Genomic DNA, 25,473 nt, shown 5'->3' with positions numbered 1-25,473 from the left:
CAGGAAACTTGAAATGCCGGACGGCGATGCTAAAAGCGCCTTATCCGGCCTACGGTTCGGGCACGTTGTTGGCTGGATAAGACGAAGCCGCCATCCGGCGTTGCTGCTGGTGGCGCTGTTTATTGTTGCGATCTGGCTGACCTGGATTAACTTCTCCATTGCCCTGCCGCGTGACCAGTGGCAGCAGGCTATCTGGTCACCGAATATCGGTGCCATCGAACAGATGGTTTTCCATTACAGCCTGCTGCCACGACTGGCGATTGCATTACTGGTCGGTGCCGGATTGGGCCTGGTTGGCGTGCTGTTTCAGCAGGTGTTACGTAACCCGCTGGCGGAGCCGACCACGCTGGGTGTGGCAACCGGTGCGCAGCTGGGCATTACGGTCACCACGCTGTGGGCCATTCCCGGCGTGTTGACCACGCAATTCGCAGCGCTGGCCGGGGCGTGTATCGTCGGGGCGCTGGTGTTTGGCGTTGCCTGGGGCAAGCGTTTGTCACCTGTGACGCTGATCCTCGCTGGTCTGGTGGTCAGCCTGTACTGCGGTGCGATTAACCAGCTGATGGTCCTCTTCCACCACGATCAGCTGCAAAGCATGTTTATGTGGAGCAGCGGGACGCTCACCCAAAGCGACTGGAATGGCGTGCAGCGTCTGTGGCCACAGCTGCTGGGTGGCGTGATGCTGACCCTGCTGTTACTGCGTCCAATGACGTTGATGGGGCTGGATGACGGGGTAGCACGTAATCTCGGGCTGGCGCTGTCGCTGGCGCGTTTGGCGGCGTTAACGCTGGCGATTGTGCTCAGTGCCTTGCTGGTTAACGCGGTGGGGATTATCGGCTTTATCGGCCTGTTTGCCCCGCTGCTGGCGAAAATGCTCGGCGCACGGCGTTTGCTGGCGCGCCTGATGTTGGCCCCGCTGATTGGGGCCCTGATCCTCTGGCTTTCTGATCAAATTATTCTGTGGTTGACCCGCGTGTCGATGGAAGTCTCCACCGGCTCGGTGACCGCGTTGATTGGTGCGCCGCTGCTGCTGTGGCTGCTGCCGCGCCTGCGCAGCATGAGTGCGCCGGATATGAATGCCAATAACCACGTGGCAGCAGAACGTCAGAACGTGCTGATGTTCGCGCTGGCGGGTGGGGCGATATTGCTACTGACTGCCGTCGTGGCGCTCTCGTTTGGTCGTGATGCCCACGGTTGGACCTGGGCCAGCGGCGCAATGCTGGATGAACTGATGCCCTGGCGCTGGCCGCGTATTCTGGCGGCGATGATTGCAGGGGTGATGCTGGCGGTAGCGGGCTGTATTATTCAGCGCCTGACCGGTAACCCGATGGCCAGTCCGGAAGTCCTTGGGATTAGCTCCGGTGCCGCGTTTGGCGTGGTGTTGATGCTGTTCCTCGTACCGGGTGATGCGTTTGGCTGGCTGCTGCCCGCCGGAAGTCTCGGGGCGGCGATAACGCTGCTGATTATTATGATTGCCGCCGGGCGCGGCGGCTTCTCGCCGCAACGCATGCTGCTGGCGGGGATGGCGCTCAGCACCGCGTTTACGATGCTGCTGATGATGTTGCAGGCCAGCGGCGATCCGCGTATGGCAAGCGTGCTGACCTGGATCTCCGGCTCGACCTACAACGCCACTGACGAACAGGTGCTACGGACCGGGATCGTGATGGTGATTCTGCTGGCGGTTACGCCGCTGTGCCGTCGCTGGTTAACGATTTTACCGCTGGGCGGTGAGACGGCTCGGGCGGTGGGTATCGCATTGACGCCGTCGCGCGTGGCGTTACTGATGTTGGCTGCGGGCCTGACGGCGACAGCCACCATGACCATCGGGCCGCTGAGCTTTGTTGGGCTTATGGCGCCGCATATTGCGCGGATGTTAGGTTTCCGGCGCACGATGCCGCATATGGTCATCTCGGCGCTGGCGGGAGGCGTGTTGCTGGTGTTTGCCGACTGGTGCGGGCGAATGGTGCTGTTTCCGTATCAGATCCCGGCGGGATTACTGTCGACGTTTATTGGTGCGCCGTATTTTATCTATTTGTTGAGAAAGCAGAGTCGCTGAGTTTGCCGGATGGCGGCCTATGGACGGACCCCTTTCATGTAGGCCGGATAAGACGCTTTGCGTCGCCATCCGGCAATAAAAAAGCCGGGTGGCGGCTTCGCCTTACCCGGCCTACGTTGTTTCTGGACGTTCTCTTTTACAGCTTCGCAAACACCCGGCGCGCGGCGTCGACTGTGTTATTGATATCTTCCATGCTGTGCGCCACGGACATAAAGCCCGCTTCAAACGCGGAAGGCGCCAGATAAACACCTTCATCCAGCATCATGTGGAAGAAGCGCTTGAAGCGCTCAACGTCACATGCCATCACGTCCTGATAGCAGGTCACGGTTTCGGCATCGGTGAAGAAAATCCCGAACATCCCGCCCACATGGTTCACCACCAGCGGAATATTGGCTTCCTGAGCGGCTTCCAGCAGACCTTCTGCCAGACGCGTGGTGAGGTCATCTAAGGTCTCATGAATTCCCGGCTGAGCAACTTCGTTCAGGCAGGCGAATCCTGCTGCCATGGCTATCGGGTTACCGGACAGCGTTCCCGCCTGATAAACCGGGCCGGTAGGTGCCAGTGCGTCCATCACGTCACGACGCCCGCCGAATGCACCAACAGGCATGCCACCACCGATGATTTTGCCCAGACAGGTCAGGTCCGGCACTACGCCGTAGTAATCCTGCGCGCCAGCCAGTGCGACGCGGAAACCGGTCATCACTTCGTCGATGATAAACAGCGCACCGAACTCGTCGCACAGTGCGCGCAGGCCAGGCAGGAATTCCGGCAGCGGCGGGATGCAGTTCATGTTGCCCGCGACCGGCTCGACGATGATGCAGGCAATGTCCTGCGGATACTGCTCGAATGCCGCCCGCACCGAGGAGAGATCGTTATAGGTACAGGTCAGGGTGTGCTTGGCAAAATCTGCCGGAACGCCCGGTGAGTTCGGCTGGCCCAGCGTCAGCGCACCGGAACCTGCTTTTACCAGCAGGCAGTCGGCATGACCGTGATAGCAGCCTTCAAACTTGATGATTTTATCGCGCCCGGTGAAGCCACGCGCCAGACGGATGGCGCTCATCGTCGCTTCGGTTCCGGAGTTGACCATACGCACCATGTCCATGGTGGGCACAAGCTCGGTAACCAGCGCCGCCATTTTGACTTCCATCTCGGTCGGTGCACCAAAGCTCAGACCGCGCTCGGCGGCTTCGATCACTGCATTGCGGATCGCCGGGTGGTTATGACCCAGCACCATCGGGCCCCAGGATCCGACGTAATCGATGTAGGCTTTACCATCGACGTCATACAGATACGCGCCGTCTGCTTTTTCGATAAACAGCGGAGTACCACCCACGCCGGTAAAGGCGCGAACAGGGGAGTTAACGCCGCCGGGGATCAGTTCGCGTGCTGCGCTGTAGAGGTTCTCAGACTTACTCATGGATGGGGTCCTGGTTCGTAGAAAAAGTGAATGCGGGCTATTCTAGTTATTCAGTGAAGGTTATGAAAGTTTTGTGCATTGGAAACAATACGATTTGCAGGGGATTTTCACAAAATGAGCGAGTAGAATGCCGACTCCGTATTTGTATTACCAATTAATGATCATCTGATGAAAACAGACTCTCCCTCTTTTGAAGCACAGCAAATTGTGCGGTTACGGCGCAGGGATCAGATCCGTCGACTCCTTGATCGGGACAAGACGCCGCTGGCGATCCTCTTTATGGCGGCGGTGGTTGGCACCGTGACCGGGCTGGTGGGCGTGGCGTTTGAGAAATCTGTCACCTGGGTACAGAACCTGCGCATTGGCGCACTGGTACAAGTTGCCGATCATGCCATTCTGGTATGGCCGCTGGCCTTTATTCTCTCGGCGCTGCTGGCCATGGTGGGCTATTTTCTGGTGCGTAAGTTTGCACCCGAGGCCGGTGGTTCGGGGATCCCTGAAATTGAAGGCGCACTGGAGGAACTGCGCCCGGTGCGCTGGTGGCGCGTATTGCCGGTAAAATTTATCGGCGGCATGGGGACGTTGGGGGCCGGTATGGTGCTCGGTCGTGAAGGGCCGACGGTGCAAATTGGCGGTAACATTGGGCGCATGGTGCTGGATGTCTTTCGTATGCGCAGCGCTGAAGCGCGGCATACCCTGCTGGCAACCGGTGCGGCTGCCGGTCTTTCGGCGGCGTTTAATGCGCCGCTGGCCGGCATCCTGTTCATTCTGGAAGAGATGCGTCCGCAGTTTCGCTATAACCTTGTGTCGATCAAAGCCGTGTTTACCGGTGTAATCATGTCGAGCATTGTGTTTCGTATTTTCAACGGCGAGGCCCCGATTATCGAAGTTGGGAAGCTCTCCAATGCGCCGGTGAATACCCTGTGGCTGTATCTGATCCTTGGGATTATTTTTGGCTGTGTCGGACCGTTGTTCAATACCCTGGTGTTACGCACTCAGGATATGTTTCAGCGGTTTCACGGTGGTGACATTAAAAAATGGGTGCTGATGGGCGGGGCGATTGGCGGCCTGTGTGGGATCCTGGGCTTAATTAAACCGGAAGCCGCAGGCGGTGGGTTCAACCTGATCCCTATCGCCGCCGCGGGCAATTTCAGCGTCGGTATCCTGCTGTTTATTTTTATTGCCCGGGTTATCACCACGCTGCTGTGCTTCTCATCCGGTGCGCCGGGCGGGATTTTCGCCCCGATGCTGGCGCTGGGGACACTGCTCGGTACCGCGTTCGGCATGGCGGCCGCGGCCTCATTTCCGCACTATCATCTGGAGGCCGGGACGTTTGCCATTGCTGGAATGGGGGCATTGTTGGCGGCGTCGGTACGTGCGCCACTCACCGGCATCGTGCTGGTGCTGGAGATGACCGATAACTATCAGCTCATTTTGCCAATGATTATTACCTGTCTTGGCGCAACACTATTAGCCCAATTTATGGGCGGAAAGCCGCTATACTCGACTATCCTTGCCCGTACGCTTGCAAAACAGGAAGCGGAGCAGGCGGCGAAAAGCCAGAGTACAGCCGCTGGCGAGAATACTTGAACGAAATACCAGGGTATTAGATAATGGCCTTAACTATTGGGTTATAATTTGCCCAATTGCCAATGTCGTTTGGAGCAAAATATGAGTGATGATGTAGCGCTGCCACTGCAATTTACTGAAGCAGCAGCCAATAAAGTAAAAAGCCTGATCGCTGACGAAGATAACCCGAATCTGAAATTGCGCGTATATATCACCGGCGGTGGTTGCAGCGGTTTCCAGTATGGTTTCACCTTTGATGATCAGGTGAATGATGGCGATATGACTATTGAGAAACAGGGCGTTGGCCTGGTGGTTGACCCGATGAGCCTGCAGTATCTGGTGGGCGGCGCGGTTGACTATACCGAAGGTCTGGAAGGTTCCCGCTTCGTGGTGACTAACCCTAACGCCAAAAGCACCTGCGGGTGTGGTTCTTCTTTCAGCATCTGATTGCTGTCTGCAATACCGATGGTCTGATGGTGTAGGCCCGGTAAGCGTAGCGCCACCGGGCAATGTGCCGGATGGCGGCGTAAACGCCTTATCCGGCCTACATGTTCTGCATCGTTACATCAACGTCCGTTATCATCCAGCGCAAATGTCGGTAGCTTTAAGTGCCAGCGAATAGCGGCCAGTCGAATAACCAGCGTGACAACCATCCCCATCATACTGGCGTTTTCCAGCGGTATTGCGAAAGTATAAAACGCGGTTGCGTGAACAATGCCGCCGATAATGCAGGCCGTGGCGTAGATTTCTGTACGTAGTATCATCGGCACTTCACGGGCCAACACGTCGCGTATGATCCCACCGCCGACGCCGGTAATGACCCCCATACAAATCGCCACTAGCGGACCGGTTCCGGCGAGAAACGCCTTATTGACGCCAATGCCGACGAACACCGCCAGACCCACGGCGTCCAGCACCGGAAGGATCCATTTAGGCAAACGTCTGGGCTGACGTATCAATACGATCGTCAGCATGCTGGTGATCATGGCAACCACCAGATCGGTAGGATCTTTGACCCAGAATACCGGCCCATGATCCAGGGCCATATCGCGGATCGTGCCGCCGCCGACTGCGGTAACCACTCCGAGGACCAGAACGCCGAACGGATCCATACGTAATTTCCCGGCCAGTAATACGCCAGAGATAGCAAATACCGCAGTACCGACAATATCCAGCCAATAGACGAGCATGCTTAAATCCTCACAACACACCTGGTGGGGGCCGACGCTAATTTATCTGTGAAAGCGCATTACAGAGTTGTTTTGCGGCGAGGATAATACGCGGGCTCGCGCGTTCAAACCAGTCACTATTAAGGATAATAACCGGGATTTTTAACTGTTCTCCCCAGTATTGCTCAATTTTAAGATTTTCGCCCGAACCACCGGTGGCGACGATTGCCTGGGGGGCTCTTGCCAGTACTTGTTCACGGCTGACCTGTGGCCAGGGAACCCGGCTGCCAGCAAAGATGTTTTCTCCCCCGCATACCTCAAGAACCTGGTGTTGAAGGGAGCCTTTTCCACTGGTAAACAGAGGATTTGCACCAAACTGGAGAAACACCCGTTTTTTTGGTTTATTGGCATACTGAGATTTTAGTAAAGCATACTCATCAAGCAATGTTTGCGCGGCCTGTTTTGCTTGCTCAGGCTTGGGGCTCCACGGTGCCAACTGGCGCAGTGCATCGGCAACCTGCTCGATGGTGACGGCATCCACCCAGATAACCTTAATCCCCAATGCGGTTAGCTGATTCACCTGCCGCTCGGCATTGCCTCCGCGCCAGGCGATGACCAGATCCGGTTTGAGCGCCACGATGCGTTCCAGATTCATGCCTTGCCAGGTGGAGACCTCTTCAATATTTTCGGCCTCGGGCGGATAATTTGAGTAGCTGCTGACGCCAACGGGCGTAATGCCGGCGGCAAAGGCAAGTTCGGTGTTAGCAGGGGAGAGGGAAACCACACGCGGAGCGGCATAAAGCCACGCCGGAAGCGTAAAAAACAGGGCGACCAGCGCCCTGGAGATGAATTTAGCCATGCGCCAGTTTCTGTACCAGCGCTTCGACCATCAGGCTTGACTGCTTCGCGGCAACCACCAGGAATTCGTCAAAGCTCAGGTGGGACTGCTGATCGGCAACGTCGGAGATGGCACGAACCACCACGAACGGAACGTTAAAGTTATGGCAAACATGTGCAATCGCGGTGGCTTCCATTTCTACGGCAATCGCCTGCGGGAAGTTATGCTGAATTTTTGCCAGGCCAACAGAGCCGTTAATGAAGGCGTCGCCGCTAACGATAAGACCACGAACGGCGTTAAGGTTCAGTTCTGCAATGCAGGATTCCGCCGCGGAGATAAGCGCAGGGTCGGCTTTAAAACCTGCCGGGCAGCCCGGTAACTGACCGAATTCATAGCCAAATGCGGTAACGTCGGCGTCGTGATAACGCGCTTCGTCAGAGACCACGATATCGCCGACTTTCAGCGTAGAAGCCAGGCCGCCCGCAGAACCCGTATTAATGATGGCATCCGGTTTGCAGCGTTCCAGCAGCAGCGTGGCGCCCAGTGCCGCAGCCACTTTACCGATGCCCGATTTCAGTAGCGCAACCTCAGTCCCGTTCAGTTGGCCGGTGTAAATTTCACAACCGCCAAGGGTGATAGTCTGACGGTTTTCGATTTTGTCACGCAGCAGCGTAACTTCTTCTTCCATTGCACCAATGATGCCGATTTTCATAGATTTACTCGCGATAAGCCAGATTTGAGGGCATAGTCTATCATGCGCTTAAGGGGTAGCGCATTTCTCAGGCGGGAGAGGACATGGCACAGATCGATTTTCGAAAAAAAATAAACTGGCATCGTCGTTACCGTTCGCCGCAGGGCGCAAAATCTGAGCATGAGATCCTGCGAATTTTCGAAAGCGATCGTGGACGTATTATCAATTCTCCGGCTATCCGCCGGCTGCAGCAAAAAACCCAGGTCTTTCCGCTGGAGCGCAACGCCGCAGTGCGGACGCGTCTGACGCACTCGATGGAAGTTCAGCAGGTTGGGCGCTACATCGCCAAAGAGATCCTCAGCCGACTGAAAGAGCTAAAACTGTTAGAGGAGTACGGCCTGGATGAATTAACCGGTCCTTTTGAAAGCGTGGTCGAAATGTCCTGCCTGATGCATGACATCGGCAATCCACCGTTTGGTCACTTTGGTGAAGCGGCAATTAACGACTGGTTTCGCCAGCGCCTTTTCCCCGCCGATGCGGAAAGCCAGCCTCTCAGCGACGATCGCTGCCTGATCGCGGCGCTACGTTTGCGTGAAGGTGAAGAGTCGCTCAATGACATTCGCCGCAAGGTGCGTCAGGATCTGTGCCATTTTGAAGGAAATGCGCAGGGTATTCGTCTTGTGCACACTTTGATGCGAATGAATCTGACGTGGGCGCAGGTCGGCGGTATTTTAAAATATACTCGTCCGGCGTGGTGGCGTGGAGAGACGCCAGCAACGCATAACTATTTAATGAAGAAACCGGGCTATTACCTTTCCGAGGAACCGTATATTGAGCGGTTACGTAAAGAGTTATCATTAGCACCTTACAGTCGTTTTCCATTAACCTGGATTATGGAGGCCGCTGACGACATCTCTTATTGCGTGGCCGATCTTGAAGATGCCGTGGAGAAAAGAATCTTCAGCGTCGAGCAACTGTATCATCATCTGTATGAGGCCTGGGGACAACATGAAAAAGGTTCCCTGTTTAGTCAGGTCGTGGAGAACGCGTGGGAGAAATCGCGCTCAAATACATTAAGTCGTAGTACAGAAGATCAGTTCTTTATGTATTTGCGGGTCAACACGCTAAATAAACTGGTGCCCTACGCCGCGCAGCGTTTTATTGATAATTTGCCGCAGATTTTTGAGGGTAGCTTTAATCACGCCCTGTTAGAAGACGCCAGCAGCTTCAGCCAATTGCTGGGAGTCTATAAAAATGTGGCGATGAAACATGTATTTAGCCATCCTGATGTCGAGCAACTAGAATTACAGGGCTATCGGGTGATCAGTGGCCTGCTGGAGATCTATCAGCCGTTATTAAAGATGGCGCTTGCCGATTTTTCTACACTTGTTCAAAACGAAAGATTAAAACAGTTCCCCATTGAGTCACGATTATTTCAAAAGCTCTCTACGCGCCATCGACTTGCTTATGTCGAAGTGGTCAGTAAAATATCTCCGACGTCTGCCGAGTACCCGGTACTGGAATATTATTATCGCTGCCGCCTGATCCAGGATTATATCAGTGGGATGACCGATTTGTATGCCTGGGATGAATATCGACGGTTGATGGCGGTAGAACAATAAACATCCATTTGTAAAGACGGACAATAAAATTTTACTTTTTCCTTAAAGTTTATTCCGGAACTTAGCGCGATAAAACGACTCTGACGTATACAGCAATTTTGCGTTATCAGTTAATCGAGAATGAAACACATGAAAAAAACCACATTAGCAATGAGTGCACTGGCTCTGAGTTTAGGTTTGGCGTTGTCCCCTCTGTCTGCAACGGCGGCTGAGACTGCGTCTTCAGCAACCACGGCTCAACAGATGCCAAGTCTGGCCCCGATGCTCGAAAAAGTGATGCCATCGGTGGTGAGTATTAATGTCGAGGGGAGCACGACGGTGAATACGCCGCGTATGCCGCGTAATTTCCAGCAGTTCTTTGGGGATAACTCCCCGTTCTGCCAGGACGGTTCTCCGTTCCAGAGTTCCCCATTCTGTCAGGAAGGCGCACCGGGCGCGGGTAATGGCGGCGGTCAGCAGCAGAAATTTATGGCGCTGGGTTCCGGCGTGATTATCGATGCTGCAAAAGGTTATGTTGTGACTAACAACCACGTGGTGGATAACGCCACAGTGATTAAAGTCCAACTGAGCGACGGACGTAAATTTGACGCGAAGATGGTCGGCAAAGACCCGCGTTCTGACATTGCGCTGATTCAGATTCAGGATCCGAAGAACCTGACTGCAATCAAGTTGGCAGACTCCGATGCGCTGCGTGTGGGTGATTATACCGTGGCGATTGGTAACCCGTTTGGACTCGGTGAAACGGTGACCTCCGGTATTGTTTCTGCACTGGGTCGTAGCGGCCTGAACGCAGAAAACTATGAAAACTTTATCCAGACCGATGCGGCGATCAACCGTGGTAACTCCGGTGGCGCACTGGTCAACCTGAACGGTGAGCTGATCGGTATTAACACCGCGATCCTCGCGCCGGACGGTGGCAATATCGGTATCGGTTTTGCTATCCCAAGCAACATGGTGAAAAACCTGACCTCTCAGATGGTGGAGTTCGGTCAGGTGAAACGCGGTGAGTTGGGTATTATGGGCACTGAGCTGAGCTCTGAGCTGGCGAAAGCAATGAAAGTGGATGCCCAGCGTGGGGCATTCGTTAGCCAGGTGATGCCGAACTCTTCCGCATCGAAAGCCGGGATTAAAGCGGGTGACGTGATTACCTCGCTGAACGGTAAGCCGATCAGCAGCTTCGCCGCGCTGCGTGCGCAGGTGGGTACGATGCCGGTAGGCAGCAAAATCAGCCTTGGTCTGCTGCGTGACGGTAAACCTGTGACGGTGAATCTGGAACTGCAGCAGAGCAGCCAGACTCAGGTTGATTCCAGCTCCATCTTCAAAGGTATTGAAGGGGCGGATATGAGCAACAAAGGCCAGGACAAAGGTGTCGTGGTCAGCGATGTAAAACCAAAAACGCCGGCAGCGATGATTGGCCTGAAGAAAGGGGATGTGATTATCGGAGCTAACCAGCAGCCGGTGAAAAACATTGCCGAACTGCGCAAAATCCTCGACAGCAAACCGGCTGTTCTGGCGCTGAATATTCAGCGTGGTGACAGCTCCATCTATCTGTTGATGCAGTAAGCCTCTCTAAACCCCTTCCCGGCAGCGGGGAGGGGTTTCTTTTTGTGAACCCTCCCACAACTCCATACTTCTCTCCTTCAGTTTGTGCATCTGCACAATGCCGCCGATTATTATCTTCCTTATGCTGAGCATTGCTCACAGGAGGGGTTTATGGCTGGCTGGCATCTTGATACCAAAATGGCGCAGGATATTGTGGCGCGCACGATGCGCATCATCGATACCAATATCAACGTAATGGATGCCCGTGGGCGGATCATTGGTAGCGGCGATCGCGAGCGTATTGGTGAATTGCACGAAGGTGCACTGCTGGTGCTTTCACAGGGCCGGGTGGTAGACATTGACGATGCGGTCGCGAAGCATTTGCATGGCGTACGACAGGGGATAAACCTGCCGCTACGACTCGAAGGTGAAATTGTTGGCGTCATTGGCTTAACCGGCGAGCCGGAGCATCTGCGCAAATACGGCGAGCTGGTGTGTATGACCGCCGAAATGATGCTGGAGCAGTCGCGTCTGATGCACCTGCTGGCGCAGGACAGCCGTCTGCGTGAAGAGCTGGTCATGAACCTGATTCAGGCGGAGGAAAATACGCCCGCGCTGATGGAATGGGCACAGCGTTTAGGCATTGATTTGAACCAGCCGCGCGTGGTAGCGGTGCTGGAAGTCGATAGCGGCCAACTGGGCGTTGACAGCGCGATGGCAGAACTGCAGCAGCTACAGAATGCATTGACCACGCCAGAGCGTAACAACCTGATTGCGATTGTGTCACTGACCGAGATGGTGGTGCTGAAACCCGCTCTTAATCAGTTTGGCCGTTGGGATGCGGAAGATCACCGCAAGCGCGTAGAGCAGCTTATCGCTCGCATGAAAGAGAACGGACAGCTGCGTTTTCGCGTGTCGCTGGGTAACTTCTTTACTGGACCAGGCAGCATTGCTCGTTCTTACCGCACGGCGCGGACGACGATGATGGTCGGTAAGCAGCGTATGCCGGAAAGCCGCAGCTATTTCTATCAGGATTTGATGCTGCCGGTGTTACTGGACAGCCTGCGCGGCGGCTGGCAGGCCAACGAGCTGGCGCGTCCGCTGGTACGGCTAAAAGCAATGGATAATAATGGGTTACTGCGTCGGACGTTAGCGGCATGGTTTCGCCATAACGTGCAGCCGCTGGCGACGTCAAAAGCGTTGTTTATCCACCGCAATACGCTGGAATATCGTCTGAATCGTATCTCTGAGCTTACCGGGTTGGATTTGGGAAATTTCGACGACAGGTTATTGCTGTATGTGGCGTTACAGCTGGATGAACAGCATTGATTGATTGCCTGATGGCGCTACGCTTATCAGGCAAAATGCCGGGTGGCGGTTTCGCCTTACCCGGCCTACGAATACATCCACCCACGGTTATTTACGCGTCAGTTTTTCCAGATCGGATTCAATTTCGCTGATCTTGTTGGTGACGACGCTTTCCAGATGTCGTAAGTCATCGAGGATCTTGCGTTTGAGATCGACTTCACTGCGATCGCGCTGGCAGATCTGATCCAGTTCATCAATCACATAGCGCAGGTTCGGGCTGATCTCCTGCACCTCTTTGTAACCCTGACCTATGCCATCGGCAACCACGGTTTTACGCTGACGGGGATACTTAAACTTAACGCTCTTGGCAAAAAACTCGCCTTTATCCTTCTGGAAATAGATTTTCAGGATATCGTTGTTGGCTTCTTGCCGCAGGCTGTAACGATCGATCTCTTCAGGATTGGTAATGCCCAGACTTTTCAGATTGTCATACATAGCGGTACCCTTAAGCTCACTATAACCATTGAATAATTAACGAAAAGCCTTGTTTATGCCACTCGCAGATGTAAAAAAAGCGGGCTAAGCCCGCTTTTTCAAATTGCCGTTAGTCGATGGTACGCAACAGCTCGTTAATTCCGACTTTGCCACGCGTTTTGGCGTCGACTTTCTTGACGATTACCGCGCAGTACAGGCTGTACTTACCGTCTTTCGACGGCAGATTTCCCGATACCACAACCGAACCCGCCGGAACGCGGCCATAGAAAACTTCGCCGGTTTCGCGGTCGTAGATTTTGGTGCTCTGGCCCAGGTATACGCCCATGGAGATAACGGAGCCTTCTTCGACGATCACGCCTTCTACCACTTCAGAACGCGCGCCAATGAAGCAGTTGTCTTCGATGATGGTTGGGTTCGCCTGTAACGGTTCCAGCACGCCACCGATACCAACGCCACCGGACAGGTGAACGTTTTTACCGATTTGCGCACATGAGCCGACGGTTGCCCAGGTATCCACCATGGAGCCTTCATCAACGTAAGCACCGATGTTGACGTAAGACGGCATCAGGACGGTGTTACGTGCGATATAGGCACCCTGGCGCACGGCAGCAGGGGGAACTACGCGGAAGCCTTCTTTCTGGAAGCGCGCTTCGTCGTAGTTGGCGAATTTCATCGGGACTTTATCGAAATAGCGGCTTTCTGCGCCATCGATAACCTGGTTGTCGTTAATACGAAAAGAGAGCAGTACCGCTTTCTTCAGCCACTGATGTGTGACCCACTGACCCTCAATCTTTTCTGCAACACGCAGCGCACCGGAATCCAGCAGAGAAATAACCTGATTTACCGCTTCACGGGTTACGGTATCTACATTTGCCGGAGTAATTTCGGCGCGGCGCTCGAAAGCGAACTCAATAACGTTCTGTAACTGCTGCATTGTTAAACTCTTTCCATAATAAATAAACACATCACCCTTTATCGTTTGGATTGAGGGCCTCTGTCAACCGTTGATGTACTTCCTGCTGCAGCGCATTATTAAGGGCACGCCGGTCGGCCGTTGCGATTATGAATAAATCTTCTACTCGCTCGCCAATGGTTGTAATTCGGGCGCCATGCAGCGAAATTCCCAGATCGGCAAAAATCTGTCCGACCCGCGCCAGCAGGCCGGGCTGGTCGAGCGCGATAAGCTCGAGGAATGATTTTCGGTCGGTATGGGTCGGTAGAAAAGTCACCTCGGTCTCGACGGTAAAGTGACGTAGTTTTGCTGGTTGGCGGCGCGGTTGTGGTGGCTGCCAACTGCGTTGGGTGATCGCCTGCTCCAGCCCTGAACGGATGGCGTCGTGGCGGTCTGACGACAGCGGACTGCCGTCCGGCTCCAGCACGATAAATGTATCCATCGCCATGTTATCGCGAGTGGTGAAAATTTGCGCATCGTGGACGCTAAGGTTTCGCCGATCCAGTTCGGCGCAAACCGCGGCAAACAGATAGGGACGGTCCGGACTCCAGATGAAAATCTCCGTTCCGCCGCGCGTGGCCTGTGGGCTGAGTAAGATCAGCGGCTTGCTCATGTCGTGCTGCAGTAGGTGGCGAGCATGCCAGGCTAGCTGATTTGGGCTGTGGCGCACGAAATAGTTGGCGCGACAGCGCGACCAGATATGGTGCAGCGCTTCTTCATCAATGTTGTCCATGCGCAGCAGCGCCAGCGCCTGCAGCTGGTGATGACGCACGCGTTCGCGCATATCCGGTGTGTTTTGCATGCCGCGACGTAGCTGTTTTTCGGTAGCGAAGTACAGCTCGCGCAACAGGCTTTGTTTCCAGCTGTTCCACAGCGTTTCGTTGGTGGCGCAAATGTCCGCCACCGTCAGGCATACCAGGAAGCGCAGGCGGTGTTCCGTTTGCACTTCTTCGGCGAACTGCTTGATGACTTCGGGGTCCTGAATATCGCGGCGCTGGGCGGTAACCGACATCAGCAGATGCTGGCGGACCAGCCAGGCGACCAGCTGTGTTTCGCGGGAATTCAGCCCGTGCAGTTCGGCAAACTTGAGGACATCCTGAGCACCGAGAATCGAGTGGTCGCCGCCGCGACCTTTGGCGATATCGTGGAACAGCGCGGCAATCAGAATCAGCTCCGGCTGACGCAGACGCGGCCAGAGATCGACACACAGCGGGTGACGCTGACGGGTCTCTTCTTTGGCAAAGCTTTCCAGCTTTAGCATCACGCGAATCGTGTGTTCATCCACCGTATAGGCATGAAACAGGTCAAACTGCATTTGGCCGACAATGTGCGACCACTGCGGCATATAGGCCCACAGCACACTGTGACGATGCATCGGCAGCAGGCCACGGCTCACCGCCCCCGGATGGCGTAACATGCTGAGAAACAGCGAACGCGCTTCCGGGATGTAGCACAGCGGTTGTGTCAGATGGCGGCGGGCATGGCGCAAATGGCGCAGCGTAGTGGAGTAAATCCCGGTGATCGCGCTATTGCGCACCATGGTGTAAAACATCCGCAGAATGGCTTCCGGTTCGCGGATAAACAGATCGTCGTTACGCAAATCAATCAACGTGCCGCGTAGCTGAAAGTCGTCATCGATCGGGCGCGGCTTTTCATCTGCGGATAGAGCGAGGATGGCCTCATCAAACAGCTGTAGCAGCATGTGGTTCAGCTCACTGACCCTGCGCGTGACGCGAAAATAGTCTTTCATCATCCGTTCGATAGGCTCGTTGCCTTCACCGCCGTAGTGTAGCCGTTGCGCGACGCTAAGCTGACGGTCAAACAGTAGACGGTTATCGTAACGCGTGACTTCCAGATGCAGTGCGAAGCGAATGCGCCAGAGGATGTGCAGACACTCATTCAGTTCTGCACGTTCCGCCAGCGTCAAGAAGCCGAATCCAACCATCTCATCCAGCGACGTGGCGCCAAAGTGGCGGCGGGCGACCCACTGGAGGGTGTGGATATCGCGCAGGCCGCCGGGGCTGCTTTTGATATCCGGTTCCAGATTGTAGCTGGTGCCGTGATAGCGCTGGTGGCGCAGGTTCTGCTCTTCCACTTTGGCGGCGTAAAATTTATCGGAGGGCCAGAAGCCTTCGCTAAAAATATGTTTTTGTAGCTCAAGAAACAGCGCCACGTCGCCAATCAGCAGGCGTGTTTCAATCAGGTTAGTGGCGACGGTTAAATCGGACAGGCCTTCCAGCAGACACTCTTCCAGCGTACGCACGCTGTGCCCCACCTCCAGTCTCACATCCCACAACAGCGTTAGCAGTTCGCCGACCTTCTCGGCCTGCGCATCAGGCAGTTTTTTACGACTCAGGATCAGCAGGTCGATATCGGAAAGCGGGTGCAGTTCGCCACGCCCATAGCCGCCGACGGCGACCAGCGCCAGATCGGCAATTTGACCGAAACCGGCTTCAATCCACAGGCGTTGCAGCAGTTGGTCAATAAACTCGGTGCGCGCTTCGATCAACTGCTCTGCGGAAATACCACTGTCAAAGGCTTCACCTAACCAGTTCTGAAATGAATCGATATGCGTTTTAATGCCGCTACAGTTGAGATCGTGCTGAGGCCAGGTTCCCGGGTTTTGCGGTTGGCCCGGCAGGGTGGGGAGGGCAGTATTTGCGTGTTGTTCAGGAAGAGTATTCATTGTGCGCCACCCATAAAAAAGCCGGATGACGCTTACGCTTATCCGGCCTACGGGAGAGTGCTATTTGTAGGCCTGATAAGCGACAGCGCCATCAGGCAAAACATTATTCGCCGTGTGTGATGACCGCCGGGATAGTGTCATCCTTGCGTAACGTCAGAATTTCACAACCGTTTTCCGTCACCACAATAGTATGCTCGTACTGTGCAGACAAGCTACGGTCTTTGGTTTTTACCGTCCAGCCGTCTTTCATGGTGCGGATACGATAATCACCGGCGTTGAGCATCGGTTCAACGGTGAAGGTCATGCCCGGTTGCAGCACTACGCCGCCATCGTCTGCATCGTAATGCAGAACCTGAGGTTCTTCATGGAAGCCGCGACCGATGCCGTGGCCGCAGTATTCGCGTACCACAGAGAAGCCTTCGCCTTCCGCGTATTTCTGAATGGCTGCGCCCAGCGTGCGCAGACGAATACCCGGTTTTATCATCCGCAGCGCCAGATACAGGCTTTCCTGTGTGACGCGGCACAGACGCTCGCCCAGAATCGTCGGCTTGCCGACGATAAACATTTTGGAGGTGTCACCGTGGAACTCGTCTTTAATCACGGTAACGTCGATATTGACGATATCGCCGTCTTTCAGGTGCTTGGCGTCGTCCGGGATCCCGTGGCATACCACTTCATTGATGGAGATGCAGACGGATTTCGGATAACCGTGATAACCCAGGCACGCGGAGATCGCCTGCTGCTCGTTCACGATGTAGTCATTGCAGATACGATCCAATTCGCCGGTGCTGACGCCCGGTTTGATAAACGGTTCGATCATTTCCAGCACTTCGGCGGCCAGACGACCAGCGACGCGCATTTTTTCGATTTCTTCAGGGGTCTTGATTGAGATAGCCATAAATTCTGTCCATCAGTGTCGATGATTTCGACAATAATTGTGTAAGTGCTGCCAATGGTATCAGTCAGGGGTGTACCCTGCCAAATTGAGAATCATTCTGAACTTCGCCTTTCGTGCCACAGGTGCGTTGGCTAAATTTTTTCACCCCAGTCAATTACTGGCCGTAAGCTCCTGGGGATTCAAAAATTTGCCGCCTGCCTGTAACACGAAATTCATCGTTCAATGCAGCACAGAACGCCAACTATTATTGGTGTCTATGGCGTATTTGTGGTATAAAGCGCGCCGGACTTCCGATCCATTCGAAGACTACACACGATGGACGGGAGCGACAAATCTCACTTTGTGTAACAACACACACGTATCGACACATATTCCGGGGTGCCCTTTGGGGTCGGTAATATGGGATGCGTGGAGGCTTAACCCCAACTTTTATATATAGAGGTTTTAATCATGGCAACTGTTTCCATGCGCGACATGCTCAAGGCTGGTGTTCACTTCGGTCACCAGACCCGTTACTGGAACCCGAAAATGAAGCCTTTCATCTTCGGTGCGCGTAACAAAGTTCACATCATCAACCTTGAGAAAACTGTACCGATGTTCAACGAAGCTCTGGCTGAACTGAACAAGATCTCTGCTCGTAAAGGTAAAATCCTTTTCGTTGGTACTAAACGCGCTGCAAGCGAAGCGGTGAAAGAAGCTGCTAACAACTGCGACCAGTTCTTCGTGAACCATCGCTGGTTGGGCGGCATGCTGACTAACTGGAAAACCGTTCGTCAGTCCATCAAACGTCTGAAAGATCTGGAAACTCAGTCTCAGGACGGTACTTTCGAAAAGCTGACCAAGAAAGAAGCGCTGATGCGCACCCGTGAGCTTGAGAAACTGGAAAACAGCCTGGGCGGTATCAAAGACATGGGCGGTCTGCCGGACGCTCTGTTCGTAATCGATGCTGACCACGAGCACATTGCTATCAAAGAAGCAAACAACCTGGGTATCCCGGTATTTGCAATCGTTGATACCAACTCTGATCCGGACGGTGTTGACTTCGTTATCCCGGGTAACGACGACGCAATCCGTGCTGTGACCCTGTACCTGGGCGCTGTAGCTACTACCGTTCGTGAAGGCCGTTCTCAGGATCTGGCTTCCCAGGCGGAAGAAAGCTTCGTAGAAGCTGAATAATAAGGCACGCTCGTTAGAGCCCCCTTATAAACCAGGTTGTATCACGTTTGGTTAGGGGCCCTTTAGGCCCCTTTTTCACTTTTAAATCTGTGCGGTTTGACGCCGGGCAGATCAAATCTTCCGAGGATTTTAGAATGGCTGAAATTACCGCATCCCTGGTAAAAGAGCTGCGTGAGCGTACCGGCGCAGGCATGATGGATTGCAAAAAAGCACTGACTGAAGCTAATGGCGACATCGAGCTGGCAATCGAAAACATGCGTAAATCTGGTGCGATCAAAGCGGCGAAAAAAGCAGGCAACGTTGCTGCTGACGGCGTGATCAAAACCAAAATCGACGGCAACTACGGCATCATTCTGGAAGTTAACTGCCAGACTGACTTCGTTGCTAAAGATGGTGGTTTCCAGGCATTTGCAGACAAAGTTCTGGATGCTGCAATCGCGGGCAAAATCACTGACGTTGACGTTCTGAAAGCACAGTTCGAAGAAGAACGTGTTGCGCTGGTTGCTAAAATCGGTGAGAACATCAACATCCGTCGTGTTGCTTCTATCGAAGGCGACGTACTGGGTTCATACCAGCACGGTGCGCGTATCGGTGTTCTGGTTGCGGCTAAAGGCGCAGACGAAGAGCTGGTTAAACAGCTGGCAATGCACATTGCTGCAAGCAAGCCTGAATTCGTTAAGCCAGAAGACGTATCTGCTGAAGTGGTAGAGAAAGAATACCAGGTTCAGCTGGATATCGCGATGCAGTCTGGTAAGCCGAAAGAAATCGCAGAGAAAATGGTTGAAGGCCGCATGAAGAAATTCACCGGCGAAGTTTCTCTGACGGGTCAGCCTTTCGTTATGGATCCGAGCAAATCTGTTGCTCAGCTGCTGAAAGAGCATAATGCTGACGTAACAGGCTTCATCCGCTTTGAAGTGGGTGAAGGCATCGAGAAAGTTGAGACTGACTTTGCAGCAGAAGTTGCTGCGATGTCCAAGCAGTCTTAATTTTTTAAAGGAGCCGCCTGAGGGCGGCTTCTTTTTGTGTCTGGCTTGTAAATTCAGCGAACCGCTATAGTGGCTACGTTGAAAAGCGACATACAATGTCGCTGGTATTAACTCATCTCATTCGTTGACAGTCTCAGGAAAGAAACATGGCTACCAATGCAAAACCCGTCTACAAACGTATTCTGCTTAAGTTAAGTGGCGAAGCGCTGCAAGGTTCAGAAGGCTTCGGTATTGATGCAAGCATACTTGACCGTATGGCTCAGGAAATCAAAGAATTGGTTGAGCTGGGTATTCAGGTTGGCGTAGTGATTGGTGGCGGTAACCTGTTCCGTGGTGCTGGTCTGGCGAAAGCGGGAATGAACCGCGTTGTGGGCGACCACATGGGCATGTTGGCCACCGTAATGAACGGTCTGGCAATGCGCGATGCGCTTCACCGCGCCTATGTGAACGCTCGCCTGATGTCCGCAATTCCTTTGAACGGTGTGTGCGATAACTACAGCTGGGCGGAAGCTATCAGCCTGCTGCGCAACAACCGTGTTGTTATCCTGGCGGCCGGTACCGGCAACCCGTTCTTCACGACAGACTCTGCAGCCTGCCTGCGCGGTATTGAAATTGAAGCTGATGTCGTGCTGAAAGCCACCAAAGTTGACGGCGTATTTACCGCAGATCCGGCGCAAGATCCAACCGCGACCATGTACGAACAGCTGACCTATACTGAAGTTCTGGATAAAGAACTGAAAGTGATGGATCTGGCGGCGTTCACGCTGGCTCGTGACCACAAATTGCCTATTCGTGTCTTCAACATGAACAAACCGGGTGCGCTGCGCCGTGTGGTGATGGGTGAAAAAGAAGGGACGTTAATCACGGAATAATTCCCGTTGCGGCTAAATGCAGGTAATATTCTGCTTTAATGTCGCGGGATACGTCCCTCAAAATTAATCAAGACTATACTTGTCGCATCTTGCGTGGTGGATATGGTCTGACTGAAACAAGCTTTCAAGGATTCGTAACGTGATCAACGAAATCAGAAAAGATGCTGAAATACGCATGGACAAATGCGTCGAAGCATTCAAAAATCAAATCAGCAAAATTCGCACGGGTCGTGCTTCTCCCAGCCTGCTGGATGGCATTATCGTGGAATATTACGGCACGCCAACTCCGCTGCGTCAGCTGGCAAGCGTAACGGTTGAAGATTCCCGTACTCTGAAAATCAACGTATTTGACCGTTCTATGGGCCCGGCCATTGAGAAAGCGATTATGGCTTCTGACCTTGGTCTGAACCCAAGTTCTGCGGGTACTGACATCCGCGTTCCGCTGCCGCCGCTGACTGAAGAACGTCGTAAGGATCTGACCAAGATCGTACGAGGTGAAGCAGAAGGTGCGCGCGTTGCCGTGCGTAACGTTCGTCGTGATGCTAACGACAAAGTGAAAGCGTTGTTGAAAGATAAAGAGATCAGCGAAGATGACGATCGCCGTTCTCAGGACGACGTGCAGAAACTGACTGACGCTGCTATCAAGAAAGTGGATGCGGCGCTGGCAGAGAAAGAAGCGGAACTGATGCAGTTCTGATTCGCCTGTACGCTTAAAACGCCGCTCAGAAGGTCTGCAAAGGCTGGATGGCGGCGTTTTGCTTTTTTCTGTCTATTCCCTAAAGGGTAAAATTCTTCAGGATGTCTGATGAAGCAATTAACCATTCTCGGCTCAACTGGCTCTATTGGTTGCAGTACGCTGGATGTCGTACGCCATAACCCGGAAACGTTTCGTGTTACTGCGCTGGTCGCGGGTAAAAATGTTGCCCGTATGGTCGAGCAGTGCCTTGAGTTCTCTCCCCGCTATGCGGTGATGGATGATGAAACAAGCGCTGCGCAGGTGAAAGCGGCTCTGCTGGAGCAGGGAAGTCGTACCGAGGTGATGAGCGGACAACAGGCGGCCTGTGAGATGGCTGCGCTGGATGATGTCGATCAGGTGATGGCCGCGATTGTCGGCGCGGCGGGGCTGCTGCCAACGCTTTCAGCAATCCGTGCAGGCAAAAGCATTTTACTGGCGAATAAAGAGTCGCTGGTGACCTGCGGTCGTTTGTTTATGGATGATGTGCAGCGCCACAAAGCGCAGCTTTTGCCGGTAGATAGCGAACATAACGCGATTTTTCAGAGTTTACCCCAACCTATTCAGCACAATCTGGGATACGCTGACCTTGAGCAAAATGGCGTCATGTCCATTCTGCTTACCGGGTCTGGTGGCCCTTTCCGTGAAACGCCATTGCACGATCTGGTGTCAATGACCCCCGATCAAGCATGCCGTCATCCGAACTGGTCGATGGGACGAAAAATCTCCGTCGATTCTGCCACTATGATGAATAAAGGTCTGGAATACATTGAAGCGCGCTGGTTGTTCAATGCCAGTGCAAGCCAGATGGAAGTACTGATTCATCCGCAGTCGGTGATTCATTCGATGGTTCGTTATCAGGATGGTAGCGTTCTGGCACAGCTGGGTGAGCCTGATATGCGCACGCCTATTGCCCATACCATGGCATGGCCGGAACGTGTCACATCTGGCGTGAAACCTGTCGACTTTTGCAAACTGAGTGCGTTGACGTTTTCCGCACCGGATTACCAACGCTATCCGTGCCTGAAACTGGCGATGGATGCGTTTGAGCAAGGGCAAGCGGCGACTACCGCGCTGAACGCTGCGAATGAAATTACCGTTGCCGCATTTCTGGCGCAACACATTCGATTTACCGATATTGCCGAGCTCAATTTATCCGTACTGGATAAGATGGATTTGCAGGAACCCCAGAACGTTGATGACGTGTTGAGGGTTGATGCTGTTGCACGGGACGTCGCCAGAAAACAAGTGATGCGACTCTCAAGCCGATGATAATCCCTCTACAGGGGATCGTGCTATTTGTTAGCGTTGGGCTTCAGTGATATAGTCTGCGCCACCCGATCGCAGGTATTGGCATTTTTTCGATCGAGTAAGCCGTGGTTTGACACGGCTTTTTTGTGTAGAGGCTTCAGTATTCCTGAGTACCGTTAAATCCTTTCAGGGACTAAAAACGCGTTATGTTGTCTGCAACTCAACCATTAAGCGAAAATTTGCCAGCACATGGCTGTCGCCATGTGGCCATTATTATGGATGGCAATGGCCGCTGGGCGAAAAAGCAAGGGAAGATTCGTGCCTTTGGGCATAAGGCCGGAGCAAAATCCGTCCGCCGGGCTGTCTCTTTTGCTGCCAATAACGGTATTGATGCGTTAACGCTGTATGCCTTTAGCAGTGAGAACTGGAACCGACCTGCGCAGGAAGTGAGCGCGTTAATGGAATTATTCGTGTGGGCGCTTGATAGTGAAGTGAAAAACCTGCATCGCCATAACGTTCGTCTGCGTATTATCGGGGATATCAGTCGATTTAACTCACGTTTGCAAGAACGGATCCGCAAGTCGGAAGCGCTTACCGCCCAGAATACGGGGTTAACGCTGAATATTGCTGCGAATTACGGCGGACGCTGGGACATTGTCCAGGGAGTCAGGCAACTGGCGCAACAGGTGCAAGACGGTCTGTTGCGCCCTGAGCAAATTGACGAAGAAATGCTTGGTCAGCAAGTTTGTATGCATGAGCTGGCTCCTGTGGATTTAGTGATAAGGACTGGGGGAGAGCATCGCATCAGTAATTTTTTGCTGTGGCAAATTGCCTATGCTGAACTTTACTTTACGGATGTTCTCTGGCCTGATTTCGATGAACAAGACTTTGAAGGTGCGCTGCATGCCTTTGCTAATCGAGAGCGCCGTTTCGGCGGGACCGAACCCGGTGATGAAAAAGCCTGATGGGGGTCGCTTTTGCTGAAGTATCGCCTGATTTCTGCTTTTGTTTTAATACCCGTTGTCATCGCGGCGCTGTTTTTATTGCCGCCGGTGGGGTTCGCCATTGTTACGCTAGTTGTGTGTATGTTAGCCGCGTGGGAATGGGGACAGTTTAGCGGTTTCACCACTCGCACGCAGCGAGTCTGGCTGGCGGTTCTGTGCGGGCTTTTGCTGGCACTGATGCTGTTTTTACTGCCTGAATATCATCATAATATTCATCAGCCGCTGGTCGAAGTGTCGCTTTGGGCGTCGTTGGGCTGGTGGGGCGTTGCACTATTGTTGGTGTTATTTTACCCAGGTTCGGCGACTGTATGGCGTAATTCAAAGATATTACGCATCATTTTCGGCATCTTAACCATTGTCCCTTTCTTTTGGGGAATGCTGGCACTACGTGCCTGGCATTATGATGAGAATCATTATAGTGGCGCAGTATGGCTGCTGTATGTCATGATCCTCGTCTGGGGTGCGGATTCCGGTGCGTATATGTTTGGCAAGTTATTTGGTAAACATAAACTGGCGCCGAAGGTATCTCCGGGTAAAACCTGGCAAGGTTTTATTGGCGGGCTCGCCACTGCGGCCGTGATCTCATGGGGTTATGGTATGTGGGCGAATCTTGATGTCGCGCCTGTCACCTTGCTCATTTGCTCTATTGTTGCGGTCCTGGCCTCGGTGCTGGGTGACTTGACTGAGAGTATGTTTAAGCGTGAAGCAGGTATTAAGGACAGTGGTCACTTAATTCCAGGGCACGGCGGCATTTTGGATCGTATTGATAGTCTGACGGCTGCGGTACCGGTCTTTGCTTGCTTGCTGTTACTGGTTTTCAGGACGCTTTAACGGATGGTCTTATGCTGAGTATTCTCTGGAATCTGGCTGCATTCATCGTCGCACTCGGTGTGCTTATCACCGTGCATGAATTTGGTCATTTCTGGGTTGCCCGGCGCTGTGGTGTTCGCGTTGAGCGTTTTTCCATTGGTTTTGGAAAGGCGCTGTGGCGGCGCACTGATAGATTGGGCACCGAATACGTCATCGCCCTGATCCCTCTCGGCGGCTACGTCAAAATGCTGGATGAGCGTGCAGAACCGGTGGTGCCGGAACTGCGCCACCACGCGTTCAACAACAAAACGGTTGGGCAGCGTGCGGCCATTATTGCCGCAGGTCCGATTGCAAACTTCCTTTTCGCTATTTTTGCTTACTGGCTGGTGTTTATCATCGGCGTCCCTGGTGTTCGTCCGGTTGTGGGTGAAATAACACCCAACTCGATTGCCGCACAGGCGCAAATTCAGCCAGGTACGGAACTAAAAGCGGTTGATGGTATCGAAACCCCTGATTGGGATACCGTGAGACTGCAGCTGGTCGCTAAAATTGGCGATGAGCAGACCATTCTTAGCGTGGCGCCGTTTGGCAGCAACCAGCGACAGGACAAAACGCTGGATTTGCGCCAATGGGCATTTGAGCCAGACAAACAGGATCCCGTTACGAGTTTAGGGATTCGTCCACGCGGTCCGCAGATTGAACCGGTGCTGTCAGAAGTACAGGTTAACTCCGCAGCAAGTAAGGCGGGTTTGCAAGCTGGCGACAGGATCGTTAAAGTCAATGGTCAGCCGCTCACGCAATGGATGACGTTCGTGACGCTGGTGCGTGATAATCCGAATAAGCCGTTAGCGCTAGAAATTGAAAGGCAGGGGAGTTCCTTGTCTTTGACGTTAACTCCGGACTCAAAACCGGGTAACGGTCAGGAAGAGGGATTTGCGGGTGTCGTGCCTAAAATTATTCCTCTGCCTGATGAGTATAAGACTGTACGCCAGTATGGACCATTCGGCGCCATCCTCGAAGCCTCGGATAAAACGTGGCAGTTGATGAAGTTGACGGTCAGTATGCTGGGAAAATTGATTACCGGTGATGTGAAACTGAACAACCTCAGTGGGCCGATTTCTATCGCCCAGGGGGCTGGGATGTCAGCGGAGTTCGGGGGAATTTATTACCTGATGTTCCTTGCGCTTATCAGCGTGAACTTAGGGATAATTAACCTGTTTCCGTTGCCCGTTCTTGACGGGGGGCATCTGCTGTTCCTGGCGATTGAAAAGCTGAAGGGCGGTCCGGTATCCGAGCGGGTTCAAGACTTTAGTTATCGCATTGGCTCGATTTTGCTAGTGTTGTTAATGGGGCTTGCACTTTTCAATGATTTCTCTCGGTTGTAAGAGAGTGTTAGGAAGA

General features: G+C 53.5%; 22 protein-coding genes and 1 pseudogene. 15 read left to right on the top strand and 8 right to left on the bottom strand.

Translation table 11 applies throughout. The features are described 5' to 3' along the window. Window positions 1-13 precede the first annotated feature (13 nt). A complete protein-coding gene (fhuB, locus tag FDW98_RS05910; protein WP_096758254.1) occupies window positions 14-2,053 on the top strand; it encodes a Fe(3+)-hydroxamate ABC transporter permease FhuB in 2,040 nt (679 codons plus the stop codon). Window positions 2,054-2,189: 136 nt separating this feature from the next. Here the strand turns inward: fhuB and hemL are convergent, their stop codons facing one another. Continuing rightward, window positions 2,190-3,470 carry a glutamate-1-semialdehyde 2,1-aminomutase gene (gene hemL, locus FDW98_RS05905; RefSeq protein ID WP_096758253.1) on the bottom strand — a complete coding sequence of 427 codons (1,281 nt, stop codon included), beginning with the start codon at window positions 3,468-3,470 and terminating at the stop codon, window positions 2,190-2,192. A 168-nt stretch (window positions 3,471-3,638) separates the two neighbouring features. Here hemL and clcA point away from each other — a divergent pair, with 168 nt between their 5' ends. The 3 genes and pseudogenes from clcA (at window position 3,639) to erpA (ending at window position 5,486) form a co-directional block, all read left to right on the top strand. Continuing rightward, window positions 3,639-5,060 (top strand): H(+)/Cl(-) exchange transporter ClcA, encoded by a 1,422-nt coding sequence (gene clcA / locus FDW98_RS05900; protein WP_096758252.1) that lies wholly within the window; start codon window positions 3,639-3,641, stop codon window positions 5,058-5,060. A gap of 23 nt (window positions 5,061-5,083) precedes the next feature. Next, window positions 5,084-5,149: pseudogene (gene yadW, locus FDW98_RS23495) on the top strand (small protein YadW). Beyond that, entirely contained in the window at window positions 5,142-5,486 is a 345-nt protein-coding gene (gene erpA, locus FDW98_RS05895) for an iron-sulfur cluster insertion protein ErpA (protein WP_003018581.1), read from the top strand. The pseudogene yadW and the gene erpA overlap by 8 nt, the downstream one beginning before the upstream one ends. Before the next feature lie 119 nt (window positions 5,487-5,605). Here the strand turns inward: erpA and FDW98_RS05890 are convergent, their stop codons facing one another. Genes FDW98_RS05890 through mtnN form a run of 3 tightly spaced genes read right to left on the bottom strand, consistent with a single transcriptional unit; the run spans window position 5,606 to window position 7,758 of the window. Beyond that, a complete protein-coding gene (locus FDW98_RS05890; protein WP_096758251.1) occupies window positions 5,606-6,229 on the bottom strand; it encodes a TRIC cation channel family protein in 624 nt (207 codons plus the stop codon). A gap of 37 nt (window positions 6,230-6,266) precedes the next feature. Further along, window positions 6,267-7,067, bottom strand: coding sequence for a vitamin B12 ABC transporter substrate-binding protein BtuF (gene btuF, locus FDW98_RS05885; protein WP_096758250.1), 801 nt, complete (start codon window positions 7,065-7,067; stop codon window positions 6,267-6,269). Next, entirely contained in the window at window positions 7,060-7,758 is a 699-nt protein-coding gene (mtnN, locus tag FDW98_RS05880) for a 5'-methylthioadenosine/S-adenosylhomocysteine nucleosidase (protein WP_096758249.1), read from the bottom strand. The genes btuF and mtnN overlap by 8 nt, the downstream gene beginning before the upstream one ends. Before the next feature lie 83 nt (window positions 7,759-7,841). On the opposite strand from mtnN, the gene dgt reads away from it, so the two are divergent. The 3 genes from dgt to cdaR all read left to right on the top strand — a co-directional run bounded on the left by dgt (window position 7,842) and on the right by cdaR (window position 12,230). Beyond that, window positions 7,842-9,359 carry a dGTPase gene (gene dgt / locus FDW98_RS05875; protein WP_096758248.1) on the top strand — a complete coding sequence of 506 codons (1,518 nt, stop codon included), beginning with the start codon at window positions 7,842-7,844 and terminating at the stop codon, window positions 9,357-9,359. 129 nt (window positions 9,360-9,488) lie between these two features. Beyond that, the gene (gene degP, locus FDW98_RS05870) at window positions 9,489-10,922 is read left to right on the top strand and encodes a serine endoprotease DegP (protein ID WP_096758247.1); all 1,434 of its coding nucleotides are present in this window, start codon (window positions 9,489-9,491) and stop codon (window positions 10,920-10,922) included. Window positions 10,923-11,072: 150 nt separating this feature from the next. Next, window positions 11,073-12,230 (top strand): DNA-binding transcriptional regulator CdaR, encoded by a 1,158-nt coding sequence (gene cdaR / locus FDW98_RS05865; protein WP_096758246.1) that lies wholly within the window; start codon window positions 11,073-11,075, stop codon window positions 12,228-12,230. A gap of 87 nt (window positions 12,231-12,317) precedes the next feature. Here cdaR and FDW98_RS05860 read toward each other — a convergent pair whose 3' ends face one another. The 4 genes from FDW98_RS05860 to map all read right to left on the bottom strand — a co-directional run bounded on the left by FDW98_RS05860 (window position 12,318) and on the right by map (window position 17,240). Further along, window positions 12,318-12,704 (bottom strand): DUF3461 family protein, encoded by a 387-nt coding sequence (locus FDW98_RS05860; protein ID WP_096758245.1) that lies wholly within the window; start codon window positions 12,702-12,704, stop codon window positions 12,318-12,320. 109 nt (window positions 12,705-12,813) lie between these two features. Continuing rightward, complete coding sequence (gene dapD / locus FDW98_RS05855; protein WP_096758244.1) at window positions 12,814-13,638, bottom strand: 2,3,4,5-tetrahydropyridine-2,6-dicarboxylate N-succinyltransferase; 825 nt, start codon at window positions 13,636-13,638, stop codon at window positions 12,814-12,816. 31 nt (window positions 13,639-13,669) lie between these two features. Continuing rightward, entirely contained in the window at window positions 13,670-16,342 is a 2,673-nt protein-coding gene (gene glnD, locus FDW98_RS05850; protein ID WP_096758243.1) for a bifunctional uridylyltransferase/uridylyl-removing protein GlnD, read from the bottom strand. Window positions 16,343-16,445: 103 nt separating this feature from the next. Then, window positions 16,446-17,240, bottom strand: a complete 795-nt coding sequence (map, locus tag FDW98_RS05845) for a type I methionyl aminopeptidase (RefSeq protein ID WP_096758242.1) — start codon at window positions 17,238-17,240, stop codon at window positions 16,446-16,448. Window positions 17,241-17,690: 450 nt separating this feature from the next. Here map and rpsB point away from each other — a divergent pair, with 450 nt between their 5' ends. The 8 genes from rpsB (at window position 17,691) to rseP (ending at window position 25,457) form a co-directional block, all read left to right on the top strand. Beyond that, entirely contained in the window at window positions 17,691-18,416 is a 726-nt protein-coding gene (gene rpsB, locus FDW98_RS05840) for a 30S ribosomal protein S2 (protein WP_016151758.1), read from the top strand. Window positions 18,417-18,550: 134 nt separating this feature from the next. Beyond that, a complete protein-coding gene (gene tsf, locus FDW98_RS05835; RefSeq protein WP_096758241.1) occupies window positions 18,551-19,402 on the top strand; it encodes a translation elongation factor Ts in 852 nt (283 codons plus the stop codon). A 146-nt stretch (window positions 19,403-19,548) separates the two neighbouring features. After that, complete coding sequence (gene pyrH / locus FDW98_RS05830) at window positions 19,549-20,274, top strand: UMP kinase (protein WP_096758240.1); 726 nt, start codon at window positions 19,549-19,551, stop codon at window positions 20,272-20,274. Between the two features lie 139 nt (window positions 20,275-20,413). Beyond that, complete coding sequence (frr, locus tag FDW98_RS05825) at window positions 20,414-20,971, top strand: ribosome recycling factor (RefSeq protein ID WP_096758239.1); 558 nt, start codon at window positions 20,414-20,416, stop codon at window positions 20,969-20,971. Between the two features lie 108 nt (window positions 20,972-21,079). Beyond that, complete coding sequence (gene ispC / locus FDW98_RS05820) at window positions 21,080-22,279, top strand: 1-deoxy-D-xylulose-5-phosphate reductoisomerase (protein ID WP_096758238.1); 1,200 nt, start codon at window positions 21,080-21,082, stop codon at window positions 22,277-22,279. A 185-nt stretch (window positions 22,280-22,464) separates the two neighbouring features. After that, a complete protein-coding gene (gene ispU, locus FDW98_RS05815; RefSeq protein ID WP_096758237.1) occupies window positions 22,465-23,223 on the top strand; it encodes a (2E,6E)-farnesyl-diphosphate-specific ditrans,polycis-undecaprenyl-diphosphate synthase in 759 nt (252 codons plus the stop codon). Between the two features lie 12 nt (window positions 23,224-23,235). Continuing rightward, a complete protein-coding gene (gene cdsA / locus FDW98_RS05810; protein ID WP_096758236.1) occupies window positions 23,236-24,093 on the top strand; it encodes a phosphatidate cytidylyltransferase in 858 nt (285 codons plus the stop codon). 11 nt (window positions 24,094-24,104) lie between these two features. After that, on the top strand, window positions 24,105-25,457 hold the full coding sequence (gene rseP, locus FDW98_RS05805; protein ID WP_096758235.1) for a sigma E protease regulator RseP: 1,353 nt from the start codon (window positions 24,105-24,107) through the stop codon (window positions 25,455-25,457). The last annotated feature ends 16 nt before the right edge of the window (window positions 25,458-25,473 follow it).

Origin of the sequence: Citrobacter sp. wls711, assembly GCF_005281055.1 — a bacterium.
Taxonomy (GTDB): Bacteria; Pseudomonadota; Gammaproteobacteria; order Enterobacterales; family Enterobacteriaceae; genus Citrobacter; species Citrobacter gillenii.
Note: the sequence above shows the minus strand (reverse complement) of the source record. Positions and strands in the feature narration are given on the sequence as shown.